Here is a 26,672-nt window from a genome sequence, read left to right on the forward strand (position 1 = left end):
GGCGGCGCCTGGGATCTCGTCGACAGCGCCCGTGCCCCTTGGGTCGACCCGCTGAAATGGGTCGTCGATCAGCGAGCGTTGGGCTGCGCGGCAACGACAATGCCGGCGTCGTCGAGCGAACGTCGCACTGCGCGTGCGTGTTCGACGGCACCTGGAGTGTCACCGTGCAGGCAGACGGACTCGGCATCGATGCGAATCGTCGAACCGTCGACTGCCGTCACCGATCCCTCGACCACGAGGTCGACGACGCGGCGTGCGATCGCTGCGGTATCGGTCAGTACTGCCCCCGGTTCCGAGCGGGGCACCAGCGTGCCGTCGGGTTGATAGGCGCGGTCGGCGAACGCCTCGGTGATGACCTGGATGCCAGCGGCCTCGGCGAGGCGCAGTGACAATGAGTCGGGCAACCCCATCAGGGGTAGATTTCGGTCGTATTCGGTGACCGCTTCGATCACGGCGCGAGCCTGTCTCTCGTGCTTGACAATCGAATTGTAAAGCGCCCCATGTGGTTTGATGTATGCAACCGATGTGCCGGCCGAGCGTGCGATCGCCTCGAGTGCCCCGATCTGATACAAGATGTCGGCAGTGAGGGCGGCGGGCTCGACATCGATGAACCGGCGTCCGAAACCTTCGCGGTCGGCATAGGACACTTGCGCACCGACCCGCACCCCGGCCGCGGCCGCCGCTCGACAGGTCGCGAGCAGTTCGGCGGCACTACCGGCATGAAACCCGCAGGCGACGTTGGCGCTGGTCACAACGTCCAACATGGCCTCGTCGTCGCCGACACCCTCGCCGAGATCGGCATTGAGGTCGACGACCAGACCGGAGGAACGTTGGGTGGTAGCCACGTATCCAAGTGTATGGCGGGTGCTGCGGATGACGTGTCGGGCGCTGTCGACGGGATCGCGGGCGCTGTCGACGGGATCGAGGGCGCTGTGGGCGGAGTGGCGGGCGCCACAAACCTCGCCGTCGACCAGCGACTATGGTGGGGACCATGACAACGATCGATAGCAGGGTTACCACGGCCGATGGCATCGTGGAGGGCGCGCGCGGCAAGCGCAGCCGCCGCGGCACCATCAGCTGGAAGGGCATCCCGTTCGCCGCGCCGCCGGTGGCCGGCGGTCGTTTCCGTGACCCGCAACCGGTCCACCCGTGGCCGGGTGTCCGTGACTGCACCCGGTTCGCCAAGGCGGCGATCCAGGAGAAGCGCTTCACCGCCGTCGGGCCAGGCCGCTACCAGCCGATGAGCGAGGACTGCCTCACCCTCAACGTCTTCGCCCCAGACCGGCCGTCGTCGACGCCGCGACCGGTGATGGTCTTCATCCACGGCGGCGCCTACATCCTCGGCACCGCCGCGACCCCGCTCTACGAAGGGTCGCTGCTCGCGCGGGCACAGGACGTCATCGTGGTGACCGTGCAGTACCGGTTCGGGCCGTTCGGGTATCTCGACCTGTCGGCCTACTCCTCCGAGGACCGCACCTACGACTCCAATCTGGGCCTGAAAGACCAGGTCGCCGCGCTGCAGTGGGTGCAGACCAACATCGCCGCGTTCGGCGGCGACCCCGCCAACGTGACTGTGTTCGGCGAAAGCGCCGGCGGTTCCGCGGTGGTCACCCTGCTCAGCACTCCGGCCGCCGAAGGGCTGTTCGCGCGCGGCATCGCCGAGAGCCCGGCGTGCGAACTGGTGGTGTCCGCCGACTCGGCCAGCCTGTACGCCGATGAGTTCCTCCGACTGCTGCGAGACCCGGAACGACGTGCCACCGGCTTTGATCCCGACGCCGAACGTCTGAGCACCGAGGACGCGCAGAAGCTGCTCGCGCGGTCGTCGTCGCGGGCGATTCATCAGGCCGGCGACCGGCTGATGAAGTTCGCCATGCACGCCGACCGGGCGGAATCGGTGCCCTTCGGGCCGGTCGTCGACGGCACCTACCTTCCCGCGTCACCGCTGGAAACCGCCAGCCGGGGCCAGACGCTGCCGGTGCCACTGGTCATCGGCAGCAACCACGACGAGGGGTTGCTGTTCACCAAGCTGTGGAATGTCCTGCCCGATGCCGAGAAGACGCTGCTACGTGTCGACGATGAGCAGGCCCGCGAAGACCTCGCCGCCCTCTACGACGGCGCCCGCGACCGCATCGAACTCACCGGCGACGCCGTGTTCTGGGGTCCGATGACGGCATTCGCCGCCGGTCATGGCAGTGTCGCGCCGACTTACGTCTACCGCTACGACTTCCACACCCGCCTGCTGGCCGCGGCCGGGGTCCGGGCGACACACGCGACGGAACTGTTCGCGGTGTTCGGGGCGTATCGCACCGCGATCGGCGCCGGACTGGCCGTCGGGGACTGGCGATCGACCGGCCGGGTGATCAACGACGTGCAGGACCGCTGGGGTGCCTTCGCCACCGCAGGCACCCCGGGGACCGGGTGGCCCACCTACGACGCCAACCGCAAGGTGCTCATCATCGACGACCCGGACCGTGTCGAGGTGGATCCAGAGGGCAGTCGGCGCGAGGCGTGGAGTCGGGTGCACGCGATCGTGTGACGTGAGGGGCTCTCGTTCCGACCAGCGTCGGGCTCCCACCGCTCGTCGCGCTCAACGAGCGGTGGGCTAGGGCGCCCAGTGACTGGGCGGATCGGCGGCGAGGAACGAGATCACCAGGGGATTGAACAGCTCGGGCGCTTCCTGCGGGAGGATGTGCGTGCCGGGGAGGATGGCGAGTCGGCCGTGCGGGAGGGTGCGGGACAGCGCCAGCGCGTGTTCGAGTCGCACGACGCCGCGGTCGGCGGCGACCACCAGCGTTGGGGCCCCGACGGCGGCGAACTCGCTCAGCGGATACTCCGGTTCCACGTCGAGCATGGCGAGGGTCTTGTGGATGACGTCGTCGAAGTGGTCGGCCCCGTCCGGTGAGGCTGCGCGGTAGCCGCTGCGCAGGTAGTCGATGGTGTCCGGGTTGCGGTCGCGCATCAGGCCGAAGAACTCGTCGGCGTCGCGGCCGCCGCTGTTCAGGTAGCTGCCCATCAGGACCAGTCGGTGGACCAGGTCGGGGCGCCGGCGGGCGACTTGCAGCGCGATGACCGCGCCGTCGATCCAGCCGACCAGGTTCGCGGGTCGGCCGACTTCTTGATCGAGGTACGCGATGGTCTCGGCGGTCATGTCGCCGTAGCTGAACGGGCCGTCGTGGTCGGGAGAGTGGCCGTGTCCGCTGCGTTCGGGCACGTAGAGGTTGAGTCCGGCGTCGACCAGGTCGTCGATCTGCGCACCCCACGACGATGCCGACCCGAATGCGCCGTGTAGCAGGACGGTCGGCCGGCCCGACGGGTCGCCTTCACGGTATTGCCAGATCCGGCGACCCAGGACGTCCGTGTAGGTGCCGCCGTCGATCATTTCTCCCGCCGCGACGCTGACCACGTTGCCCATGCTTCCAGACAGTGCGACGCCGCAGGAAACGGTTCCGACTCGAATCCACAACGACTGCAAATGCTGGTGTGATCGGCTGGATCACCACCGGGCGTCAATGTTGGCGGTTGCTGATGCCCGCACGAGCCGGGTCTATTACGTTGGCTAAGAACGCTGTGCTCTGCCCGCCGAGAATTGCTGTGCTCCCGCGCACGAAAGGTTCCGATGGACATCCGTCAGAGGTCCCGCCGACGAATCGTGATGATTCCAGCGCTGTTGGTCGTGCTCACCGTGGTCGCTGCACTCGCGGGGCTACCCGGCCGCGCGACCGCGGTGCCCGGGGATCCGCCGTCCCCCATCAGCCTGACCGATCTGGGGTCGTCGTCGACGATCTCCTTCCCCGGACAGCAGGGCCAGGTGAGTCTGAGTCTGCCGGTGCCGCCAGATCTTGCGCCCGCCACGCTGCGCGGCACCACGCAGGTACCCGACTTTGTCACCGGCGGCAGTGTGGATGTGTTGCAAGGAGATCGGTTGATCTCCCGCACGCCGATCAGTACCGCGCCCAGCGCGCCGATCGAACTCTCGCTGCGCGGGGTGAACGTCACGAAGAACGCGGCCGACCTCACCTTGCGGGCATACCTGCAGATCCAGGGCTTCTGCCAATTCGACCCGGCGAATGCCTTCCGGATCACCGGCGCGAACGTCACCTACACCGGACGCGAGGCGATCCCGACGACCGTTGCAGGTTTCCTGCCGCCCATCTTGCGGGGCCTGACGATCTACGTGCCGTCCGACGTGCAACAGGACGAAGGCGCTGCCGCAGTCAATCTCGCTGCCGCGGTCACCGCGAACTATGGTGCGGCCCGGGTGCCGGTCGAGACCGTCGGACTGCCGCGCGCCAACATGACGCCGCCTGAGGTACCGGGTCCGCTCGAGCGGCAGGTCGTCATCAACAGCAAAGCGCCCCAAGGCCTGAGCCTGCAGAACAATCGGGGCAGCTCCTACCTGGTGATCGGTGGGTCGGGCGACGACCTGGTCACCCAGACCCAGTTGCTCACCTCGGATCTGTCGCCGATTGCGCTGAGTTCCTCGGCGGTCGCCGGCACCCTGCATGCGGCGCCGCAGTTGCCGCGGGACGTGCAGACCCTGGCCGACCTCGGGGTAACTGATCAATCGGTCACCTCCGCGTCGTGGCCGAGCATCTCGTTCGGCATCGATCAGACCCGAATCGGCCGACCGTCCAAGGGCATTCGTGTGCAGCTCATCGGCACCTACAGCCCGGGGCAACGCAATACGAGCGGCATCATCGCGGTGCAGGCCGGCGATCGCACCATCAGCACCATCTCGGCCGACGGAGACGGCAGCTACAACCAGTGGGTCGACATCCCCGATGACGTCGTCAAGCGTTACACCGCAATAACTCTCACCTATCAGCGAGGTGACCTCGGTGAGGCGTGCGGTACCGGATACCGCAGTTCGCTGAGCCTGAGCTCGGCCGGCGAGGTGCAGGCCGACCCGGCGGATCCTCCGCAGCCCAGCGGATTCCAGTCACTGCCGCAAGCCCTGATGCCGCGTACCCAACTCGCCTGGACCAAGGGTGACGTCGGTGATGTGTCCCGTGCGGTGACGATCGTGGCCGGTATGCAGCAGATGTCGACCGTGCCGCTTGGCATCGACGTGGTCTCGATGGACACCGCTGGGTCGTCGGATCTGCCGGCGATCCTCATCGCCGCCGACGGCACGGGACTACCGGAGCTCACGCTTCCGCTGCAGACCGATGGGCGGACGCTGAAGGTGGTCAACACCTCGGGCGACGCGCAGACGTCGTCGGTCACCCTGAACCCGGGCATCAACTTCGGTGCCCTCGAGGTGACCCGGCAGAACGACCGCAGCGTGCTGGTGGCCACCTCCACCAACGACACCGCCGACCTCGACGGACTGCTGCGCGGGTTGTCGGCCGGCAGCCAGTGGAGCGGCCTCGAGGGTGATGCCATCCTGCAGGTCGCCGGCAACGATCCGGTGACGGTGGCGTCGGACCAGGTGAGTCCGGTCGAGTCGTCCGACGGCCACGGTTCGTGGTGGACGGTGGCACTGGTGGTCATCGGCGCGGCGCTGCTCGCCGGGTTGGTCGCGCTCGCCACGATCCTGGCTCGACGACGACGCCGGCGGCCGGAGGCGCAGTGACCGTCGCCGACACCGTCCCCGCGCCGCCGGCGCGCGGTCCCCGGTGGCGAGAACGATTCGCGGACAACCCCGGATGGGTCGTGACCCGGCGCTGGCTGCTGGTGTTGGCCGCCACGGTGGTGGCCTTCTGGTCGACGCTCGCGGCAGTGGTCTACGAGATGCGGGCCGGCACCCTCATCACCTATCTGCCGGCCGCGGTTGTGCTGGTTGTCATCGCGGCGACCGGTATCGCCTGGCGTCGCGGTGCGGAACTGCCGATCCGCGACCGGCAGACCGACGTCATCGTCGGCATCATCGTCCTGATCATCGCGGGCACGCTCAAGGTGATGAACCTGCGATACGTCAACGTCTACATGACCACCCACATCGACCTGCTGGCGATGTGGATGTTTCTGTTGGGCAGTTGTTGTTTGGCGTTCGGGTTGCGTCCGGTGGCCCGATACCGATGGGCGTGGCTGCTGCTGCTGATGATCTTCCCGCTGCCGTATCGGCTGATCACGCTGACGCTCTACGGCGGGCCGATGGTGGCGGGCGGGGTGATGGTGGTCTTCGGGGCGGTGGCGACCGCGGTTGCGGGCGGGCGCACGCGAACCAGTGCCTTGGTCGGAGCGGCGATCTCTTTCGGTGTGGGCTTGGTGATCTTGGTTGCCGTTCGACTCTGGGACCCAGCGGCTTTCGTGTGGTATCAGACGTTGCCTGCGGTCGGTGCGTCGCTGGTCGCGAGTGCTCTGCTATACGTCGATTACCGTCGGCGGCACGGTGATTCGTGGAGCCCGCTGGGCAGGCCGATGTTGCCGACGAGTGTGGCCCACATCGGTCGACCGATGTTCGTGATCATCGTGATGGCCGTCGGCCTGTTCTTCGTTCCGGTTCCGGCGGTGGGTGGTTGGCCCAATACCTACGTGTCAGGACTCAATACGCGACCGCCACTGATCGTTCCGGAAGGCTGGGTGCAGGGGCGGGTATCCACCTACGACTGGGTGTCCCGGTTGTATCGGCCAGGCGCGACGATGGTTGTCCAGGATCTGCACCAGGCCGAGGGCGGCGTCGAGTTCGACAAGTTCGCCCGGCCGCGCAAAGTGGTGGCCAACTCCATCGAGACCGCCTTCCCGACCAGCCTCGAGGTGTATCCGGTGCTGTTCATCTACGACCTGGTGGGCAACCGGTTCAGCAAGTCGGTGCCCGTACAGCTGCCGCACGGCGTGACCGGCTACCTGCAGACGGTGGTCAACGACACGAACTACCTGACCTACAACCGGATCTATTGGGACTGGACAAACGGGACCACGACCCAGCAGGTGACATTGGTGTCGGTGGACGACCACGATGACGACGCACCCTTCCCGTCTCCCGACCTGACCGTGGCGCGAAACCTGAACTCGTTCTTCACCGTGCTGGGTCGCGGCAATTCGGTGATCATCGACCTCGAGCCGCAATTCAAGGACCGGGATCTCCTCGTCGACTGCGCCACCGATCTGATCAACGCGCAGGTTGCCGCCATCGGGAAGACGGCGTCATGACTGCGCGCGACCCACGGCCCGTCGCCGAACTGCTCGATGACCCAGAGTATCGGGACGCGGCGCTTTACGACGCCGTCGAACGCCTGCGTGATATCGATCCGGTGATGACCGCGTCGGTGCCCTTCAGCCGTGGTCAGAAGATCATCGGCCTCGGGGCGGTGGCCATCGTGGTCGTGTTGTGGGTGCTCTTCCCGATCCCCACCACCGCCACCCTGATCTCGATCGCCACCATCGTCTACATCCTCGCGCTACTGGACCGGCTCACCATCTTCCGACGCGGACTCGTCAACGGCGCCATCATGATTCCCGAGGTTGTGGCCCGCGCGATTCCCGACGACGAGCTGCCGCGCTATACCGTGCTCGTGCCCGCCTACGGGGAACCGGAGGTCGTCGGCGACCTGATCGCGGCGATGGAATCCTTCGATTACCCGCGCGACAAACTTCAGGTACTGCTCCTGCTCGAGGCCGACGACGAGCCCACCATCACCGCCGCCCGCGAGGTCGGCGAGAACGACCTGATCACCGTCGTGCTGGTGCCGCCGGCCGATCCGCGCACCAAGCCGAAAGCGTGTAACTACGGTCTGCACTTCGCCACTGGCGACATCGTCACGATTTTCGACGCCGAGGACAAACCCGACCCGCTGCAGTTGCGTCGCGCGGTAGCCGCCTTCCGGCAGGAGGACGACTCGGTGGTGTGCGTGCAGGGCAAGCTCAACTTCCACAACCCGCGCGACAACATCCTCACCGAGTGGTTTGCCGCCGACTACGGGATCTGGTTTTCCTACCTGCTGCCCGGCATCATGGTCTCGCGTGCGCCGATCCCGTTGGGCGGCACGTCGAATCACTTCCGCCGCGACGTCCTCGACGAGATCGGGGCGTGGGATCCGTTCAACGTCACCGAGGACGCCGATCTCGGTGTGCGTATCTCGGCCAACGGATATCGGACCGCGGTGCTCGACTCGCTGACCCTCGAAGAGGCCAACGTCGATCCGATCAACTGGATTCGCCAGCGATCCCGTTGGTACAAGGGCTATATGCAGACCTGGCTCGTCCACATGCGACGCCCGGTTGCGTTGTGGCACATCCTGGGACCCGTCGCGTGGTACCGCTTCACCCTGCTCATCGCCGGTACCCCGCTCATCGCGTGCATGAACATGGTGTTCTGGTTGATCATGGTGGTCTGGATCGCCGGGCAGCCACCGGTCTTCGCTGACATCTTCCCCGGGCCCATCTACTATCTCTCGTTGATCTCGCTGATCTTCGGCAACGGCGCGGCCATCTACATGAACCTGATTGCCATCCGGGAGGACGGCCGGAGCCGACTCATGTGGTCGGCGATCATCGTGCCCGCCTACTGGATGATGATGAGTGTCGCTGCGATCAAGGGCATGTGGCAGATGCTGTTCAATCCGTCGTACTGGGAGAAGACCTTCCACGGTCTGGCTGCCGGTGATGGCTCCGACGAGTCGGCGACCGCGGACTCGTCGGCCGGCGCTTCAGGTGCCGCATGAACGGCATGTGGACGATGAGCAGGCGACGGATCCTGCTGCTGTTCTTCGGAGTCTGGCTGCTCTACCTGGCCGTCGGTGTGTACTTGGCCGCGGACGCGCGGGTGTACTTTGGCGATTCCCTCTCGCGGGTGCAGGCAGCACAGAGCGTGCTCTTCAGCCGCGATCCGCACCTGTCGGCGATCGGTTTCATCTTCACCCCGCTCACCGCGATCGTGCAGCTGCCGATGACGGTGTTCACGCCGTGGTTCCCGGCAATCACCACCTCGGCGTTGTCGGCGGCGGTGATGTCGTCGGGCTTCATGGCCGGATCGGTGGTGCAGCTGACCGGAATCGCCCGCGATCGCGGTCTGTCACCGGTGATCTCGATCGCGGTGACCGTGTGCTACGCCGCCAACCCGATGATCATCCTCTACGCGGCGAACGGCATGAGCGAGGCGCCGTACCTCTTCTTCCTCGCGTGGGCGGTACGCCGCGGCATGCGGTGGGCCGACACCGACGACGTCCACGACCTCGTCACCACCGGCATGGCACTAGGGTTCGCCTACCTGACCCGCTACGACGGCGCGGCGGCCGCGCTCGGCGCCGGGCTGCTGGTCGCGGTCACCACCTACCGACGTGCCGACCGCACCGACCGGATCCCCCGCGTGCTGCTCGATGTGCTGCTGGTCGCACTGCCGAGCGCAGCGGCATTCCTCATCTGGGCGTTCACCAGCTGGCTCATCACCGGAAACCTGTTCGCGCAGTTCAGTTCCGAATACGGTAACGCCGCCATCATCGAGCAGTCCGGCGGCAGTGGATCGACCACCGCAGTCGATGCCCTGCAGTTCTCGATCATCGAGACCGCGATCCTCACTCCGCTGTTCCCGATTCTGTTCGCCACCGTGGTGATCTTTCGACGGCGCCAACACCGGCTCTATCCGCTGCTGGCGCCGGTGCCGCTGATCGGCGGGGTGCTGCTGTTCCAATTCATCAGCTACGCACGCGGATCCACCTTCGGATTCCTCCGGTTCTACATCACCGTCATCCTGCTCACCGCGATCGTCGCGCTGCTCGCCGTACCCGCCCGACGGGATCCGCCGGCGCGTCGACTCGGCACGCACGCCGACCTGCCGACGATCCCGCCGGAACGTCGCCGTACGGTCACCGCGTTGACCGCTTTGGCCATTGTGGCCGTGCTGGTGGCGATTCCGGTCACCGCGGTCGGCATGCGGTCACCGAAGTATGCGCCCCAGGAGTTTGCGTTCAATTCGCTCGTCCGGCCGGACCCGGACGCGGTCGACCAACGAACCCTCGACGCCAAGAAGGTACTGCGGTCCTTCTCCACCGAACGCGCGATCGCCCAGTACCTCGATCGGATGAATCTGCCCGACGGGAGTGTTCTGACCGATACCGTCTACGGATTCGCCGTCGTCGCACAGTCCGCTCGGCCGAAGCAGTTCGTGATTCCGTCGGATCAGGATTTCACCGAGATCCTGAATGATCCTGCCGCGCACGGGGTGCGGTTCTTGCTGTCGGTTCCCAACGAAGGGCGCGGAACCTCTGATGCGCTCAATATCCGGTTTCCGACACTGTATGAGACCGGTGCGGGCGTCGGGGCGTTGATCATGGAGGCACCGAACCAGGGCACCGACCTGCCGGACTGGCGGATCTACCGGGTCAGCCCATCGGCCGATCTGATCGACGTCGACACCGGAACGGGAGACGACACTAATTGATCGTGTCGGCGATCACCGACCACAGTGGGTCGTCGTAGCCGATGTCGAAGGTGCACTGATCCGGACGTGGATCGGGCACGAACGCCCAGACCAGTGCCGCAGCGGTTCCGGCGTTGCGTTGCTCGATGATTCGGCTGCGCACCTGATCGGCACGCGTCTGCAGTGGTAGGCACGACCCGGCTTCCACGCCGATCTCGTTGACCACAATCGGTTTTCCGAGACTTCGGGCCTGCTTGATCCGCGTCGGCAGATCGCTGCCCGCCGGACCGAAATCGGTGGTGCTGGTGCCGTAGTCGTGATAGTCGAGCACATCGATCTGCGATGACGCACCGACTTTCGCGTAGTCGTCGCCCTTCATACCGCACTGATCGCCGCCGATGAAACCCGAAAAGATCGGATGGGTTGCATCCACCGCACGCAACCGGTTGCCGGCGTCGTCGAAGAATGCGCGCAACACATCTGCGCCGCCCGGCGGGCAGTCGCGGACCTGCCAGTTGCAGCCCTGACTGGTGCAGATACTCGCCTCCGGCTCGCCGACGATCTCCCATCCGGCCAGCATCGGTTGGTCCTTCCATCGTGACACCGCGGTCGCCATCCAGTCGGCAAAGGTCATGCCGCCCAGAGATTTTTGCGCTTGCCACCCGGTCTCGTACCAGTCGCGGGCCTTGAAGTGCTCGTCCTCGCAGGTGCCCGGTCCGCCGGTGAGAACGGGCAGGATCAACTGCTGGTGGCGGGCGGCGGCTGCGAAGACGGCGTCGAGGGGGCCGAAATCGATTGTGCCGGTCGACTTGTTGATGGCGAAGGAGGAGAAGAAGCTGATGCGGGTGAGCGAGCGTGGCGGCAGCCGGGTGAAGAATTTGTCCAGATCGACCTCGGCGCCACAACCGCGGTTGACCGACCAGTCGGTGCCCAATTGGTAGGCGTTGAATCCGGCGGGCCACCAGTCCCGTCCGTCGAGTCGCAGGCCGGTCGGGGTCATCGAGACCCGGCCGGTGAACGAGTGGCTCACGGTGACCTCGGTTCCGGACCTGGGAGTCGGTCCGGCGCATCCCGTCGCGAGGGCCACGATCGCGATGACGGCACACACCACCACCGGGGCGGAGCGGCTGGGGTCCCGACCGAGCCATCGCACACTGTGGAGCGTACTCGCCGCTATCGTCGCGGGTATGTCTCTCGATGACGCGTGCCGCGGGTGGGTGCAGCGGACGGTGCTGATCGTCGGTTCGCTGGCAGTGGTCGGCTCGGGGCTGACGGGATGCTCTTCGGACGTGGCGACCATTGCGCCATCGACGAGTTCGTCGGTGGTCTCGGTCGCGGTCTCGCCGAGTGCGGCCCCGACCTCGGTCCCGCCATCCGTGACTGCCTCCACGACGAGGGTGCCCCCGCCGCCGTATGTCGACCATGTCGTCTGGGCGTCGACGCCGCTCGGGCCGAGCCTGCAGGTCTACCCGACACCCGCCGGACGTCGCGCGGACAGCGATACCGCGATGGCGACCGCGTGGGCTGAGGTCCTCCGGCTGGCCCCGCGCGCCGCGACGCCGGGCATGCAAGCCCAATTCGACTGCCACTGGACGTTTGCCCGTGCCGTCGAACCGAACAAGCCGAGCTGGAACATCGAGCCGTGGCGGCCGGTCGTCACCGACGAGGAGATGATCGCCACCCGGTGCAACCCGGGTGGGCCGGAGGAGTGATCCTCAGCGCGTGGCGAACGTGCGGCGACTGCCGACCCACCGGCAGATCAAGTAGATGATGAAGGAGATCGTGGTCACCAGCACCGAGACCGGCAGCCGGGGTGCCAGTGACAGGATGAGCCCGCCGACCGCGGCGATCTCCGCGAACAGGACCGACAATGCCACCACCCGAACGGGATTCGCGGTCAACCGAGCGGCCGCGGCACCAGGGGTGATCATCAGCGACATCACCAGCAGGGCGCCGATCACCTGGACGCTCTGCGCGCAGGCGAGGGCCATCAGGATCGCGAACACCACCGACAGCAGCCGCATCGGTACGCCCTGCGCTTCGGCAGCGCGCGGATCGACGGAAGAAAACCACAAGGGGCGGTAGATGATCGCCATGCCGGCGAGCACCACCACCGTGGTGATGGCGATGGCGGTCAGTCCGCCGATGCCCACGCTCACCACCTGGCCGGTGAGCAGCGCGAAACCGGTTCCGGTACGACCGTACAAGGACAGGAACAGCACGCCGAGACCCAGGCCGAAGGCCATCACCACGCCGATGACCGAGTCTCGTTCGCGGGCACGGTTTCCCAGAAAGCCGAACACTGCCGCGGCGATCACCGCGCCGATCACGCCGCCGATGTTCACGCTGACGCCGGCCAACAGGGCGGCTGCCGCGCCCGTCACCGACAGTTCGCTCACGCCGTGTACTGCAAACGACATCTGCCGCGCGACGATGAGCGGTCCGAGTACCCCGCCGAGGAGACCGAGGAGCGCCATCGCGATCATCGCCTGGATGACGAAGTCGCGGCCGAGAAGGTCTGCGGTGAGCGAGAAATTCCAGAAGTCAGTGAAGTTGAGCTTCGCCGCCAAGGTCGAGGTCACTGGGGTTGGGTCTCCTCGATCGTGTGGTCGACGCAGTGGTGGGCATCCTCACCGCCGAGGACGACGAGGCGGCCATTGACCCGCACCACGTCGATCTGGCTGCCGTAGAGCTCCGAGAGCGTGTTGCTGGTCATCACCTCGTCGGGCGTCCCGATCCGGAACCGTCCGTCGACCAGGTAGAGCACCCGATCCACATAGGGCAGAACGGGATTGATCTCGTGGGTGACGAAGACGACTGCGGTGTTGGCGGTGCGTCGTCGGGTGTCGATCAGTTCGACGACGAGCTCCTGGTTGGTCAGGTCGAGGCTGGCGAGCGGTTCGTCGCACAGCAGCAGGGATGGGTCGCCGGTCAGTGCCTGCGCCACTCGCAGGCGCTGCTGTTCACCGCCGGAGAGCAGACCGAGTGGTGCGTCGGCGTAGGCGCGTGCCCCGACCTCGTCGAGCGCGGTGTCGACCAACTGCCGCCGCCGCTTTCGACCGAAGAATCCGATGCCCCAACTGCTTCCGTCGACACCGAAGCCGACCAGATCGCGGCCGCGCAAAGCCATCGGATCGGCGTCGTCGGAGTGTTGCTGCGGGATATAGCCGATGGCCTCGGTGACCTCGAGTTCGCCTGCGGTCAGCGGGTATTGGCCCAGCAGAGCACGCAGGAACGAGGTCTTGCCGGAGCCGTTGGGTCCGAGCACGGCGACGAACTCGCCGGGTGCGATGGCGAGATCCAGGCCATCCCACAGGGTTCGGTTGCCGAAGGCGAGGCGCGCGTGCCGGAACTCGGCGACTGGGGCTGCAGTCATCGCGCTACGACGCCGGTTGTGCGGTGGCCAGCGCCGACGAGAGTGCGTCGATCTGGCCGCGTTGCCAGTCGATGTAGCTGGTGACACCGTCGGGCAGGGTCTCGGTGAACTTCACCACCGCAACGTTGGCAGAATTTGCCACCGACAGCAATGCCTCGGTCACCGGATCGACGGCCTGGGTGTTGTAGATCAATGCTTTCACGGTGCGTGAGGTCAGCAGATCTTCCATCGCCGCGCGGTCGGCGGCCGACGGCGACTGGCCCTCCTCGACGGCTGCGGTGAACCCGGCGGGCGCGACATCCTGCAGTCCGGCTTCGTCGAGGAGATACTCGGCGAGCGGCTCGGTCTGAGCGACCTTCGTCCCGTCGTGCGCCTTCTTGATGTCGGCGAGTTTGCCACGCAGCTCGGTGATCTGGTTGTTGAACGTGGCGGCGTTCGCGCGGAACGTGGTGGCGGCGGCCGGGTCCTTCTCGGCAAGCGCGTCAGCGACCTTGGTCGCCACCTGTCCGACGACGGCGAGGTTGTAGAAAACGTGTTCATTGTGGGCGTCGTGGTCGTGGTCGGCGGCGTGGTCCTCGGCGTGATCGCCGTAGAGCAGGTCGTAGGCGTTCACCGACGTCGCGTCGGAATCCTTGATCGCGTCCTCCATGTAGGCGTCGTAGTGTCCGCCATTGAGGACGACGACGTCGGCGTCGGCGACCTTCGCGGTGTCCGCCGCCGACGGCTCGAACTCGTGCGGATCGCCGTCGGAGGTGGTGTAGAGCGAGGTCACGGTGGCCTTGTCACCGGCGACTGCCGATGCGACCGCCCCCCACACGTTGGTCGAGGCGACCACCGAGGGTGTGCCGTCGCCGCCGCTGCTCCCGGAGTCGCCGCCCGAGCATCCGGCCAGTACCAGGATGCCGGCGCCGACGATGGCGAGCATCGACCACAGGGTTCGTCGCGTCATGAGTCCACCTTCACGCAAATGACAATCGTTACCGACAACAGTGTAGGGGACAGGGTGGGGCCGATTCGAATCGGACGCGCCACCGCGCCCTCGCCCGCGTCGACAGCGCCCTCGATCCCATCGACAGCGCCCCCGTTTCCGTTGACAGCGCCCAGGCATCCTCCCGGTCGGTCTCACGAGGCGCTGTCGACGTGAACTCAGGCGCTGTCGACGGGATGCTGGGCGCTGTCGACGTGAGCTGGGGCGCTGTCGATGATCACCGGGATCACGAAGCGGTCGAGCATGGTGCGCTCGTCGTCGGGGGATACGCCGGGGGTGGTCAGCAGCGACACGATGACGCGGACCAGCCAGCGGGCGCGATCGGGGATGTCGTCGGCGCCGGGCAGCAGGGTGGTCAGGAACCGGCTCGCGACCGCTTCGATGCGGGGCGACAGCAACGCGAGGTGGCTCGACGTGCCGGCGGTGTCGGGGGAGAACCACGCGATCAGCGCCGGGTTCGCGCGGACGCCGGTGACGGCGCCGAGCACCGCGGCGCGGAGGCGGGCGGACGGATCGGATTCGTCGGCGACGGCCGCGCCGATGGAATCGGCGAGGTCGCGGGTGGCCCGATCCACGTAGGCGGCAAGCACTTCCGACTTGCCCGGAAAATACCGATACAGAGTGGCGCGCGAACAGCCGACAGCGGTCGCGAGCTGACGCATGCTCACCGCGGCGACGCCATGCTCGACGAAGAGTTCCTCGGCGACGTCCAGGATGCGCTCGGTCGCGAGTTCGGTGCGTTCGGCCGCGAGCCAGGTGGCGGGGCGCGCGTCAGACATGGAACGGAACATAGGACGGTCGGCGGACATAGTTGCCGGCGGCCCACTCGATACCGTCGATGTCGACGCTGAACTCGGGATGACGGGCGAGGAGTTCGGTGAGCGCCACCCGTGCCTGCATCCGCGCGGCCGCGGCCCCGAGGCAGTGGTGGTTGCCGTGGCTGAAGGTGAGGATGTTGCGGGGCCGGCGCGTCACCTGCAGCACGTCGGCGTCGTCGCCGTATACGTCGTGGTCGCGGTTCGCCGACCCGTAGCAGAGCAGCACCTTGCGCCCGGCGGGGATGGTGACCGCGTCGCCGGTGGTGTTCGGATACGTGACGTCGCGGGTGGTGGTACGGGCGAGACCCTGAACCGGGGAGGTCAGCCGCAGCAGCTCGTCGATGACCCCTGGGATCAGCTCGGGCTCATTGACGAGACGTTTGCGCTGATCAGGGTGCTGTTGCAGCAGGGCGACGCTGCCGCCGAGCATGCCGGTGGTGGTGTCGTTGCCGCCGGCGACCATGGTGAACGTGAACGACAGGATCGACAGCAGCCCGGACGGATCGGCGGGATCGTCGGCGAGTCCGGCCGACACCAGCTGCGAGACCGTGTCCTCGCCCGGGTGCGTGCGGCGATGTTCGATGAGTTCGGTGAAGTAGCCGAGCATCTCCATCGTCGCCGCACCCGCGGACTCCGCGGCCGCCGACATCCCGCCGACACCCGACGTGGCGCCCACGACGGATTCGGTCCACCCGTCGAACCGTCCCCAGTCCTCCTCGGGCACGCCGAGATAGTGCGCCACGACCATGCTCGGCAGGGGCTTGAAGAGTTCGCCGACGATGTCGGCGGGCCCGTCGGAGCGCAGGCCGTCGAGTCGTTCGACGACGAACGCGCGGACCTTCGGCTCGATCTCGGTCACCTGCCGAGGCGTGAAGCCGCGAGCGACCAGCTTGCGGAACGCGGTGTGCGTGGGCGGGTCCTGCATGACCATCGGCGGGTGGTCGGCCATGCCGATGGCCTCGAGTTCCCCGTAGGTGACGGTCAGTCCCTGCGCTGACGAGAAGGCGGCAGCGTCGTTGGCCGCGGCCAGCACGTCGGCGTGCCGGGTGAGGACCCAATAGTCGCCGTCGGCTGTGATGACCTGATGGATTGGCGAATGCGCGCGGAGGGCGGCGTACATGGGGTACGGATCGGCCCAAGTGGGGCCGGAGCGCAGTTCGAAGGTTGGAGTGGACACTTCTGCGGACATGTTCTGAGAGTGAGACATATTTGAGAAAGTGTCAAGGAAGGGTTGCGGTGGCCCTTCGTGACGCTCGCTCGTTCCTCGCGGGCTCCTCAGGGACCGACGGGCTCGCTCGTTCCTCGCGGGCTCCTCAGGGACCGAGGGGCTCGCTCGTTCCTTACGGGCTCCTCAGGGACCGAGGGGGAGGCTCGCGCGAGGGGAAACGAGGCGGTCACCGCACTGTCTCTAAGGTGGAGGGATGACCAGCCACCTGTTGCCGCGGCGTGTTGCGTTGATCTCGGTGCATACCTCGCCGCTGGCGCAGCCGGGCACGGGGGACGCCGGCGGGATGAACGTCTACGTCTGGCAGACGGCGACCCGGTTGGCGCGGCGCGGTGTGGAGGTCGAGATCTTCACGCGGGCGACGTCGTCGTCGGATGACCCGGTGGTGGCGGCCGCACCCGGCGTGACGGTCCGCAACGTCGTCGCAGGGCCGTTCGAGGGGCTCGACAAACGCGACCTGCCGGCCCAGTTGTGTGCGTTCACCGCCGGGGTGCTGCGCGCTGAGGCGATGCACAAACCCGGCTATTACGACCTCATCCACTCGCACTATTGGCTCTCCGGTCAGGTCGGGTGGCTGGCCCGCGACCGATGGGGTGTGCCGCTGGTACACACCGCGCACACGTTGGCCGCGGTGAAGAATGCGTTCCTGGCCAAGGGGGACACCGCGGAGCCGCAGTTGCGGGTGATCGGTGAGCAACAGGTCGTCGACGAGGCCGACCGACTGGTGGTGAATACCGAAACCGAAGCAGCGGAACTGGTTTCGATGTATCACGCCGACCGGTCGCGGATCGACGTGGTCAGCCCGGGCGCTGACCTCGACGTCTATTCGCCCGGATCGCGGGAGGTCGCGCGGGCCGAACTAGGACTCCATCCCGACGAGACCATCCTGACGTTCGTCGGCCGTATCCAACCGCTCAAAGCGCCCGACGTGCTGCTCGCCGCCGCTGCTCCGTTGATCGAAAAGTACCGGGGGACAAGTCATCCGGTGCGGGTCCTGATCGTCGGCGGACCGTCGGGCACTGGTCTCGAACGCCCGACGGCGCTGATCGACCTCGCCGCCGAACTCGGCGTCACCGACTCCATCACCTTCTTGCCGCCGCAGTCCGCGGCGCGCCTGGCGCAGGTGTATCGGGCGTCGGATCTTGTTGCGGTACCCAGTTATTCGGAGAGCTTCGGACTCGTCGCGATCGAGGCGCAGGCGTGCGGCATCCCGGTCGTCGCCGCCGACGTCGGGGGACTCGGCGTGGCGGTTGCCGACGGGCGTAGTGGTGTGCTCGTCGACGGGCACGATGTCGGCGACTGGAGCGACGCGCTTGGTGGTCTACTCGTCGATCCGACGCGGATGGCCGGGCTGGGCCGCAACGCGCGTGCCCACGCCGAGCAGTTCTCCTGGGAACACACTGCGACGGAACTGCTTTCGAGCTACTCGGGGGCGATGAGGTCGTTCGCGATGCGCAATCCCACCTCCGGTGCGGCAGCATCGGTACTCCGGGGTGCGCGGCGTTGGCGTCGTCGGAAAACCAAATTGCCCGTCTGATCACCGTATCCGAGCGACAAGGAAGGCCGCGTGAACCGATCCGAGATCGTCGACATCCTCGAGACCGCACTGATCAACGGGGAGATCCCGTTCAGCCACAAGGATTCCGGAAGCCCGCACACCGAGCATCTGGTACTCGAACTGCCGGGGGAGAACAAGCTCAAGACGACCGTGCTCCTCACGGCCGGCCCGCACGGGGTGCGGGTGGAGGCCTTCGTCTGCCGTCGGCCCGACGAGGACCACGAAGCCGTGTATCGGTATCTCCTCAAACGCAACCGCCGACTGTTTGGGGTCGCCTACACCATCGACAACACCGGCGACATCTATCTCGTCGGACGGATCTCGTCGGATGCCCTGTCGGAGAACGAGATCGACCGCGTCCTCGGTCAGGTACTCGAGGCTGCCGACGGTGACTTCAACACCTTGCTGGAGATCGGTTTCCACACCTCGATTCAGCGGGAGTGGGCGTGGCGGGTGTCGCGGGGCGAATCATTGCGCAACCTCCTCGCCTTCGAGCACCTGATCGACAAGGAGTCGCTGCCCGAACCCGGCGCCCCACTGCCCGGCCGATACGTACCCGGGGAGACGTCCGCGGTCGATCGGGCCGGGGATCAGCCGGTCGCGGAGCTGCCCGACGACGACGATTGACCTGGCATGATGGCCTACGGACAATTCGGGCGTACCGGACACCAAATGGTGACAACGTACGTTGATAAGATCGTGATCGGTAATCACCAACGGAGGTTTTCATGAGCTTCAAGAGTCCCTTCCCCGACGTCGAGATCCCCGAGGTCAGCGTCTACGACTTCCTCTTCGGCGACAGCGCCGACGAGGATCTCGATCGCATCGCACTCGTCGATCCCAAGTCGGGTGCGACTACCGACTATCGCGCGCTGATCGCGCAGATCAATGCCGCCGCCGGCGCACTGGCCGCGCGCGGTGTCGCCGTCGGCGACGTGGTGGGTGTGCTCTCCCCGAACATCCCTGCGTTCGCGACCGTGTTCCACGGGATCCTGCGTGCGGGGGCCACCGCGACGACGATCAATGCGCTGTTCACCGCACCGGAAATCGCCAAGCAGCTCAAGGATTCCGCGGCGAAGATGCTCATCACCATCTCGCCGATGCTCGAGCAGGCCGCCGCCGCGGCCAAGGAAGTCGGCATCACCGACGAGAACCTGATCGTGCTCGACGGCGAGGGCCTGGAGAAGTCCGGTCACCCCAACGCTGTCGATCTGCTCGCGCCCAACCTGCCCGCACCCGAGGTCACCTTCGACCCGGCCACCCATCTCGCTGCGCTGCCATACAGTTCCGGCACCACCGGCAACCCCAAAGGTGTTGCGCTGACCCACCGCAACCTCGTCGCCAACGTCGCCCAGATCAAGCCATTGCAGGGCATGGCCGCCGACGACGTGGTGATCGCGGTGCTGCCGTTCTTCCACATCTACGGCATGACGGTGCTGCTCAACGCCGCGCTCTACAACCGCGCCCGGCTCGTCATCATGCCGCGTTTCGACCTCGTCGAGTTCTTGGAGAACATCCAGAACCAGAAGGTCACGACCGCGTTCATCGCGCCGCCGGTGGCGGTTGCGCTGGCCAAGCATCCCATCATCGACAACTACGACCTGTCGTCGCTGCAGGTCATGATGTCCGGGGCGGCGCCGCTCGACGACGAACTCGGCAAGGCCGTCGCCAAGCGCCTGAACCTGCACATGCTGCAGGGCTACGGCATGAGCGAACTCTCGCCGGTCAGTCACCTCATCCCGATCGACACCAAGGCCGCCCTCGGCTACGACGAACCGCCGCTGTCGTCGACGGGGTGGGCGATCCCCAACACCGAGAACAAGATCGTCGACCCGGCCACCGGCGACGAGATCCCGCTGCCGAGCGAAGGTCTGTCCGAGCCCGGTGAGCTGTGGGTCAAGGGCCCCAACGTGATGCTCGGCTACCTGAACAACGAGCAGGCCACTGCCGACACCATCGACGCCGACGGCTACCTGCACACCGGTGACATGGCCCGGGTCGACCCGACCGGCTGCGTCTACATCGTCGACCGACTCAAGGAACTCATCAAGTACAAGGGCTACCAGGTGCCGCCGGCCGAACTCGAGGCACTGCTGCTGACCCATCCGTCGATCGCCGACACCGCCGTCGTCGGCGTGAACGACGCGGACGGAGAAGAGATTCCAAAGGCATTCGTGGTCACGCAGCCCGATGCCGACCTCACCGAGGACGAGGTGATGGAGTTCGTCGCGGCCAAGGTCGCGCCGCACAAGAAGGTTCGTGCGGTGGAATTCATCGACGCGATCCCGAAGTCCGCGTCGGGCAAGATCCTCCGAAAGGACTTGCGCAAGTAGTTGACGTCGCTGTGGGGCGCCTCAGTTCACGTCCTCGAGGTGCCCCTCGGCGATGTGATGGCGCTTGTGGTGCCAGTACGTGAGCGCCCACAGGATGACACCGAACAGCAGGAGCCAACCGGCGATCACATACTGCTCCGGGTCGCGGCCGGTCACCGGCAGGGTGAGGTAGAAGCAGGTGACCGCGCCCAACACCGCGATCGGCGTGCGGGTGCGGAAGTGCTTGTGATCCACCGGCTTACGCCGTAGCACCAGGACCGACACGTTGACCACTGTGAACACGCCGAGCAACAGCAGGGCGGTGGTGCCGCCGAGGAGTCCGACGATCGAACTCTTCGGGTCGGCGCTGACGTAGACCAGCAGCACCAGGGCGATGACGGTGGTGAAGATGATGGCGGCGAACGGAGTACGCCGACCGGGGTGCACGTACGACAGGAACTTCGGCAGCACACCCTGTTTCGACATGCCGTAGAGCAGTCGGCTGGCCATCATCATGTTGATCAGCGCGGTATTGGCGACGGCGAACATCGAGATCCACGGCAGCAGATCGCTGATCGGGAAATCGGGTGCGGCGGCTTGGACGACGTCGACGAGGGGGGTCTCGCTCTCGGCGAGCACACCCACCGGCACGATCGCGACCGCGCAGATGGCGATCAGCACGTAGACCGTTGCGGTAATGGCCAATCCGCTGAGCATGACCTTCGGGAAGATCCGTACCGGGTCCTTGCATTCCTCGGCCATGTTGACCGAGTCCTCGAAACCGACGAGGGCGAAGAACGCGAGCGCGGTCGCCGACGTGATCGCGATGAACACCGTCTTGTCCTCGGGGGTCTCGAAGGCGACCACCGCATCCCAGTGCTGCGCATTGCCGCCGATGATGAACCAGTACCCGATGAAGATCACCAGCAGCAGACCCGACAGCTCCACGAGCGTCAGGACGACGTTGGTGCCGACACCCTCGGCGACGCCGCGGAAGTTGATGAACATGACCAGCAACAGGAACCCGATCGCCACGAACAGCAGCGCCGGGTTGGTGGCGTCGGGGGATTCGCCGCCGTTGACGGCGGTCAGCATGTTCACCGCGAAGGCCCGTGACGCCGTCGTCGCCGAGGTGATGCCCGAGCACATCACGGTGAACAGCACGATGAACGTGACGAAGTGGATGCCGAAAGCCTTGTGGACGTACAGCGCAGCGCCCGCGGCCTGCGGATACTTCGTCACCAACTCCAGGTAAGAAAACGCCGTCAGGGTGGCCACGGCGAAGGCGATCAGGAACGGCAGCCAGGCCGCGCCGCCGACCTCGCCGGCCACCTGACCGGTCAGGGCGTACACGCCGGTGCCGAGGATGTCGCCGATGATGAACAGCAACAACAGTTTCCAGCCGAGTACCCGCTTCAGTTCGGGTTCGTCGGCACGCGTCGAGCCGGTGTCCGCAGGGGTCGTCATGTTCGCCAACCTAGACCCGATATGCCGGATTCGCCTGGTATCTGCCCAGGTTGTTGCCGAGGCGTTGCCCGTGTCGTCGTAATGAGCCGGACAGTGTCGGGGGTGTGTGGGAAACTCTTCCCATGAGCAACGGCACCTTGATTCTGATGCGGCACGGCGAGAGCGAATGGAACGCGTCCAACCAGTTCACCGGGTGGGTCGACGTCGCGCTGACCGAGAAGGGCGAGGCGGAGGCGGTGCGCGCAGGCGAACTCCTCGTCGAACACGACGTGCTGCCCGACATCCTCTACACCTCGCTGCTGCGGCGGGCCATTCAGACCGCGCAGATCGCGCTCGACAAGGCCGATCGACACTGGATTCCGGTCACCCGCGACTGGCGTCTGAACGAACGCCACTATGGTGCGTTGCAAGGCCTCAACAAGGCCGACACCCTGGAGAAATACGGCCAGGAGCAGTTCATGCTGTGGCGCCGCAGCTACGACACCCCGCCGCCGCCCATCGACCCCGAGGGCGAGTACAGCCAGTCCCACGACCCGCGCTACGCCGATCTGTCCGAGGTGCCGCTGACCGAGTGCCTCAAGGACGTGGTCGCACGGATGATCCCGTACTTCACCGAGACCATCGCCGCCGACATCAAGGCCGGCAAGACGGTGCTCGTTGCCGCACACGGCAACTCGCTGCGCGCCCTGGTCAAGTACCTCGACGACATCTCCGACGCCGATATCGCCGCGCTCAACATCCCGACCGGCAACCCGCTGCGCTACGACCTCGACGACAACCTCAAGCCGCTCAACCCGGGTGGTACCTACCTCGATCCCGAGGCAGCTGCGGCCGGCGCGGCGGCGGTGGCCGCCCAGGGACAGAAGTAGGCGTCGTAACAAAATCGTCATGGTGCCGACGGTGTGACCCGCGCTACATTGGATGCCATGGTGAATGTCGGGACGCTGAGGATCAATCATTCCCCTGCTCGCGAGCGTTATGAGGCGATACTGGACCCGGATTCGGGTGCAGATGCCACAGTCGGCGACGAGGTCGTCGGATATCTCGACTATGTGTCGGAGCCGTATCAGGTGGTGGTCACCCACACCGTGATCCGCGAGCAATATAGCGGAAAAGGGTATGCGGGCCAGCTGGTGCGGACGGTGCTCGACGACATCCGCGCGAGCGGCAAGCGCGTGGTGCCGGTGTGCTCCTACGTGCAGCGCTTCATCTCGCAGAACCCGGAGTACGCCGATATCGCCGAGCCGGTCCCGCAGTAGTCGGTCTGGTCCTGCGTCGGGTGCCGGTGGCCGCGAGGTCACCGGTCGAACAGTGCGTGAACAGCCGTCGAACAAACGCGACGCGTGTGCGCACGGTGTTTGAAGCGTCGTAAGCTGCCAGTGTGACCGTTGCATTGGTTGTCGCGGCGATCGCACTCGCGTTGGTCTGCGGCATTTTGCTGGGCCTCGGCTGGTACCGGCGAGGCCCGGGCGCGCAGACCGTGAGTACACCGATCCCGAACTCCGTCGCGACGACGGAGCAGTCGTCGTCGGCGCCACCGGTGGTGGCGGCTCCGCGCGTCATTCCGGCGAACGCGCCCAGGGAGGTCGCCCCCACCGCCGAGCTTCGCGACTCCGATGTCGCGGCGACCACCGGCGACGGCCGGATGACCAAGGCCGGACTACTCGGTCTCATCGTGCGCAACACCGAGGTGGCGGTCGCCGTCGTCGACCAGTTCCGCGATGTCGTCCTCTACAACGAACAGGCCATCGAACTGGGGATGGTCCGCGACCGATTGCTGGCCGACGCGGTGTGGGACGCCGCGAAAGACGTCCTCGACACCGAGGCGGAGAAGCGCTTCGAGTTCAGCCCGCCGTCCTCTGCGCTCGGCTTCGTCTCCACCGGGCGGGCCACCGCGAAGGCCGTCGACTCGGTGCGCTGCCTGGTGCGGCTCGTTGCGCACGACGACGAACGCTATGCCGTCGTCTACGGCCAGGACGACACCGAACACAGTCGAGTCGAAGCAACCCGACGCGACTTCGTCGCCAACGTCTCCCACGAACTGAAAACCCCGGTCGGTGCCATCGGCCTACTGACCGAGGCGCTGCTGGAGTCGTCCGACGACGCCGACTCGGTCGAGTACTTCGGGCAACGCGTGATCACCGAAACCAACCGCATGGGCAAGATGGTCAGTGAACTCATCGCCCTCTCGCGGCTCCAGGGGGGTGAGACGTCGGCGTTCGAGACCGTCGACATCGACGCCCTCATCGACGACGCCCTCGACTCGGCGACCGTCAGCGCCGGTGCCGCCGGCATCGTGCTGCGCGCCGACGACGCGTCGGGCCTCACCGTCCGCGGCGACCGGCCATTGCTGCTGACCGCACTCAACAACCTGATTGTCAACGCGATCGTCTACTCGTCGGCCAACACCACAGTGTCGGTGAGTCGACGCATCACCACCGTCGAGGGACGCCCGATGGTCGCGATCGCGGTCACCGACCGCGGGCTCGGCATCGCCGCCGAGGACCAGGAACGGGTGTTCGAGCGGTTCTTCCGGGTGGACAAGGCGCGCTCACGCCAGACCGGCGGCACCGGATTGGGCCTGGCGATCGTCAAACACGTCGCAGCCAACCACGGCGGCTCCATCGGGCTCTGGAGCAAACCGGGCACCGGATCGACCTTCACACTGCAGATCCCACAAGACCTCACCGCCGATCTCGTCGACGACGACGGGCACGACGCAGTGACCGCCGACGACCACGGGGCACTGTGCCCCGCCGACCAAGAATCGTTGTCGCAACCGGCAACCGACCGTCCATGACCACACAGTCCATGACTACACAAAGGAACCGCATCGGTGACGCACGTACTGATCGTTGAGGACGAAGAATCCCTGGCCGACCCCCTCGCCTTCCTGCTCCGCAAGGAGGGGTTCGAGGCCAGTGTCGTCAACGATGGGGCACAAGCTCTTTCGACCTTCGACCGAATCAGCCCGGACATCGTCCTGCTCGACCTGATGTTGCCCGGCATGTCGGGCACCGAGATCTGCAAGGCCTTGCGGACCCGGTCCAGCGTGCCGGTCATCATGGTGACCGCCCGCGACAGTGAGATCGACAAGGTGGTCGGCCTCGAACTCGGCGCGGATGACTATGTCACCAAACCGTATTCGGCGCGCGAACTGATCGCCCGCATCCGCGCGGTGCTCCGCCGCGGCGGTGACGTCGCGGAGGAAGACCTCACCATCGGTGTGCTGGAAGAAGGTCCGGTGCGCATGGACGTCGAGCGGCACACCGTGTCGGTGAACGGTGAACCGATCACCCTGCCGCTCAAGGAGTTCGACCTCCTCGAGTACCTGCTGCGCAACGCCGGCCGGGTGCTGACCCGCGGGCAGCTCATCGATCGGGTGTGGGGCGCCGACTACGTCGGGGACACCAAAACCCTTGACGTACACGTCAAACGGTTGCGGTCCAAGGTCGAACCCGACCCTGGCAGCCCCAAACACCTGGTCACAGTACGAGGCCTGGGCTACAAATACGAGCCGTAAGCCCACGGTCGTAACCCACGCTCCCAACGCCATCAGCACGAACGTCGAGAGCAACCACTTTTTCGCCGACAGCAACCTGGATTCCGTTGTCACGTCACGTAACAGCCCAAATCAGGTTGCTGTCGACGAAAAAGTGGTTGCTCTCGACGTGAGTAGCTGGGCGCGTGGGGTGCGGGCGTTGCGTGGGGACGAGGGGGTTACTCGTCCAGGAGCTCGTACTTTATGTCTGTTGCGCGCCTTGTCGTCGCTGCTGCTGTTGCTGGGTGGATGGCCATGATGCCCAGGCCGTTTCGTCTCCGGCAGGCGGCGGCGAGGACGTCGTAGGCGGGTTGGCCGATGAGCTCGATGAGTTCAGGGCCATAGGATTCCCACACCTGGGTGGCGCCGACGTGGGCGTCGGGTGAGCCGGAGCAGTACCACTTGAGGTCGTGGCCGCCCTCACCCCAGCCGCGGCGGTCGAACTCCGTCAACGTCGTCCGCAGCACCTCGGTGCCGTCGGGGCGGGTGACCCAGTCCTGGGTGCGGCGCATCGGGAGTTGCCAGCACACTTCGGGTTTCACCGTCAGTGGCTCCACGCCGCGCCGTAGCGCCATGGTGTGCAGGGCGCACCCCTCGCCGCCGGCGAAACCCGGTCGGTTCAGGAAGATGCAGGCGCCCTTGTACTTCCGTGTCTTGAGGGTGGGGTCGCCGTCCTCGTCGGTCTCGCCCTCCTCGAGGTAGCCGCGGGGGCCGAGCGGGTCCTTGCCCGATCCCTTCTTGTAGTACTGCCAGTCGTCCTCGGTGAGTTGCGCCATCGCCTTGGCGAGGTTGCGTCGATCGTCCTTGTCCGACAGGTAGGCGCCGTGGCTGCAGCAGCCGTCGTGTTCGCGGCCCTCGATGATCCCCTGGCAGGCGGGAGTGCCGAACACACACGTCCAGTGCGACAACAGCCACGTCAGGTCGGCGGCGATGAGATGTTCGGGGTTGGCAGGGTCGTAGAACTCGTACCATTCGCGAGGAAAGTCGAGATTCACTTCGGGCGCGGGCTGCAACCGCGTCGATGCTTTGGGGCTGGGCACAACTCAACGGTAACCGTCTCGCGCGGACCTGCACGCCGACCTCCCCG

General features: G+C 66.3%; 23 protein-coding genes. 13 read left to right on the forward strand and 10 right to left on the reverse strand.

The window, feature by feature from the left end; translation table 11 throughout:
- Positions 1–68: 68 nt before the first annotated feature.
- Positions 69–845: a LamB/YcsF family protein gene (locus tag AAFP30_RS15335; RefSeq protein ID WP_419230819.1), complete on the reverse strand. Its 777-nt coding sequence runs from the start codon at positions 843–845 to the stop codon at positions 69–71.
- Between the two features lie 146 nt (positions 846–991).
- Here AAFP30_RS15335 and AAFP30_RS15340 point away from each other — a divergent pair, with 146 nt between their 5' ends.
- Entirely contained in the window at positions 992–2,536 is a 1,545-nt protein-coding gene (locus AAFP30_RS15340) for a carboxylesterase/lipase family protein (protein ID WP_419230820.1), read from the forward strand.
- Between the two features lie 66 nt (positions 2,537–2,602).
- Here AAFP30_RS15340 and AAFP30_RS15345 read toward each other — a convergent pair whose 3' ends face one another.
- Positions 2,603–3,403 carry an alpha/beta fold hydrolase gene (locus AAFP30_RS15345; protein WP_419231241.1) on the reverse strand — a complete coding sequence of 267 codons (801 nt, stop codon included), beginning with the start codon at positions 3,401–3,403 and terminating at the stop codon, positions 2,603–2,605.
- A gap of 249 nt (positions 3,404–3,652) precedes the next feature.
- Here AAFP30_RS15345 and AAFP30_RS15350 point away from each other — a divergent pair, with 249 nt between their 5' ends.
- The 4 genes from AAFP30_RS15350 to AAFP30_RS15365 are packed head-to-tail and all read left to right on the forward strand — an operon-like array spanning position 3,653 to position 10,321.
- A complete protein-coding gene (locus AAFP30_RS15350; RefSeq protein WP_419230821.1) occupies positions 3,653–5,575 on the forward strand; it encodes a hypothetical protein in 1,923 nt (640 codons plus the stop codon).
- Positions 5,572–7,095 carry a hypothetical protein gene (locus AAFP30_RS15355; RefSeq protein ID WP_419230822.1) on the forward strand — a complete coding sequence of 508 codons (1,524 nt, stop codon included), beginning with the start codon at positions 5,572–5,574 and terminating at the stop codon, positions 7,093–7,095. The genes AAFP30_RS15350 and AAFP30_RS15355 overlap by 4 nt, the downstream gene beginning before the upstream one ends.
- Entirely contained in the window at positions 7,092–8,606 is a 1,515-nt protein-coding gene (locus AAFP30_RS15360; RefSeq protein ID WP_419230823.1) for a glycosyltransferase, read from the forward strand. Before AAFP30_RS15355 ends, AAFP30_RS15360 begins: the two co-directional genes overlap by 4 nt.
- Before the next feature lie 14 nt (positions 8,607–8,620).
- Positions 8,621–10,321: an ABC transporter gene (locus AAFP30_RS15365; RefSeq protein ID WP_419231242.1), complete on the forward strand. Its 1,701-nt coding sequence runs from the start codon at positions 8,621–8,623 to the stop codon at positions 10,319–10,321.
- Here AAFP30_RS15365 and AAFP30_RS15370 read toward each other — a convergent pair.
- Entirely contained in the window at positions 10,314–11,453 is a 1,140-nt protein-coding gene (locus AAFP30_RS15370) for a beta-mannosidase (RefSeq protein WP_419230824.1), read from the reverse strand. The two genes, AAFP30_RS15365 and AAFP30_RS15370, sit on opposite strands and share 8 nt — an antisense overlap.
- Before the next feature lie 34 nt (positions 11,454–11,487).
- Here AAFP30_RS15370 and AAFP30_RS15375 point away from each other — a divergent pair, with 34 nt between their 5' ends.
- Positions 11,488–12,012: a DUF2599 domain-containing protein gene (locus tag AAFP30_RS15375; RefSeq protein ID WP_419230825.1), complete on the forward strand. Its 525-nt coding sequence runs from the start codon at positions 11,488–11,490 to the stop codon at positions 12,010–12,012.
- Positions 12,013–12,015: 3 nt separating this feature from the next.
- Here AAFP30_RS15375 and AAFP30_RS15380 read toward each other — a convergent pair whose 3' ends face one another.
- The 5 genes from AAFP30_RS15380 to AAFP30_RS15400 all read right to left on the reverse strand — a co-directional run bounded on the left by AAFP30_RS15380 (position 12,016) and on the right by AAFP30_RS15400 (position 16,671).
- Entirely contained in the window at positions 12,016–12,882 is an 867-nt protein-coding gene (locus AAFP30_RS15380) for a metal ABC transporter permease (RefSeq protein ID WP_419230826.1), read from the reverse strand.
- Positions 12,879–13,676 carry a metal ABC transporter ATP-binding protein gene (locus AAFP30_RS15385; protein WP_419230827.1) on the reverse strand — a complete coding sequence of 266 codons (798 nt, stop codon included), beginning with the start codon at positions 13,674–13,676 and terminating at the stop codon, positions 12,879–12,881. Before AAFP30_RS15385 ends, AAFP30_RS15380 begins: the two co-directional genes overlap by 4 nt.
- A 4-nt stretch (positions 13,677–13,680) precedes the next feature.
- Positions 13,681–14,625, reverse strand: coding sequence for a metal ABC transporter solute-binding protein, Zn/Mn family (locus AAFP30_RS15390; protein WP_419230828.1), 945 nt, complete (start codon positions 14,623–14,625; stop codon positions 13,681–13,683).
- 197 nt (positions 14,626–14,822) lie between these two features.
- Complete coding sequence (locus AAFP30_RS15395; RefSeq protein ID WP_419230829.1) at positions 14,823–15,443, reverse strand: TetR/AcrR family transcriptional regulator; 621 nt, start codon at positions 15,441–15,443, stop codon at positions 14,823–14,825.
- Positions 15,436–16,671 (reverse strand): cytochrome P450, encoded by a 1,236-nt coding sequence (locus AAFP30_RS15400; RefSeq protein ID WP_419230830.1) that lies wholly within the window; start codon positions 16,669–16,671, stop codon positions 15,436–15,438. Before AAFP30_RS15400 ends, AAFP30_RS15395 begins: the two co-directional genes overlap by 8 nt.
- A gap of 232 nt (positions 16,672–16,903) precedes the next feature.
- On the opposite strand from AAFP30_RS15400, the gene mshA reads away from it, so the two are divergent.
- From mshA to AAFP30_RS15415, 3 genes are all read left to right on the forward strand, one after another.
- Positions 16,904–18,244, forward strand: a complete 1,341-nt coding sequence (mshA, locus tag AAFP30_RS15405) for a D-inositol-3-phosphate glycosyltransferase (protein ID WP_419230831.1) — start codon at positions 16,904–16,906, stop codon at positions 18,242–18,244.
- A 30-nt stretch (positions 18,245–18,274) separates the two neighbouring features.
- Positions 18,275–18,892: a YbjN domain-containing protein gene (locus tag AAFP30_RS15410; protein ID WP_419230832.1), complete on the forward strand. Its 618-nt coding sequence runs from the start codon at positions 18,275–18,277 to the stop codon at positions 18,890–18,892.
- 101 nt (positions 18,893–18,993) lie between these two features.
- Complete coding sequence (locus tag AAFP30_RS15415; RefSeq protein WP_419230833.1) at positions 18,994–20,598, forward strand: AMP-binding protein; 1,605 nt, start codon at positions 18,994–18,996, stop codon at positions 20,596–20,598.
- Between the two features lie 21 nt (positions 20,599–20,619).
- Here AAFP30_RS15415 and AAFP30_RS15420 read toward each other — a convergent pair whose 3' ends face one another.
- Positions 20,620–22,044 (reverse strand): APC family permease, encoded by a 1,425-nt coding sequence (locus AAFP30_RS15420; RefSeq protein ID WP_419230834.1) that lies wholly within the window; start codon positions 22,042–22,044, stop codon positions 20,620–20,622.
- 122 nt (positions 22,045–22,166) lie between these two features.
- On the opposite strand from AAFP30_RS15420, the gene AAFP30_RS15425 reads away from it, so the two are divergent.
- The 4 genes from AAFP30_RS15425 (at position 22,167) to AAFP30_RS15440 (ending at position 25,567) form a co-directional block, all read left to right on the forward strand.
- Positions 22,167–22,913 (forward strand): phosphoglyceromutase, encoded by a 747-nt coding sequence (locus AAFP30_RS15425; protein WP_419230836.1) that lies wholly within the window; start codon positions 22,167–22,169, stop codon positions 22,911–22,913.
- Between the two features lie 57 nt (positions 22,914–22,970).
- On the forward strand, positions 22,971–23,303 hold the full coding sequence (locus AAFP30_RS15430; protein ID WP_419230837.1) for a GNAT family N-acetyltransferase: 333 nt from the start codon (positions 22,971–22,973) through the stop codon (positions 23,301–23,303).
- A 122-nt stretch (positions 23,304–23,425) separates the two neighbouring features.
- Positions 23,426–24,844: a sensor histidine kinase gene (locus AAFP30_RS15435; RefSeq protein WP_419230838.1), complete on the forward strand. Its 1,419-nt coding sequence runs from the start codon at positions 23,426–23,428 to the stop codon at positions 24,842–24,844.
- A 36-nt stretch (positions 24,845–24,880) separates the two neighbouring features.
- The gene (locus tag AAFP30_RS15440) at positions 24,881–25,567 is read left to right on the forward strand and encodes a response regulator (RefSeq protein WP_419230839.1); all 687 of its coding nucleotides are present in this window, start codon (positions 24,881–24,883) and stop codon (positions 25,565–25,567) included.
- 197 nt (positions 25,568–25,764) lie between these two features.
- On the opposite strand, the gene AAFP30_RS15445 is transcribed toward AAFP30_RS15440, so the two are convergent.
- On the reverse strand, positions 25,765–26,598 hold the full coding sequence (locus tag AAFP30_RS15445; RefSeq protein ID WP_419231243.1) for a hypothetical protein: 834 nt from the start codon (positions 26,596–26,598) through the stop codon (positions 25,765–25,767).
- Positions 26,599–26,672: the final 74 nt, after the last annotated feature.

The organism is Gordonia sp. CPCC 205515, from assembly GCF_048537925.1.
Classification (GTDB): domain Bacteria; phylum Actinomycetota; class Actinomycetes; order Mycobacteriales; family Mycobacteriaceae; genus Gordonia.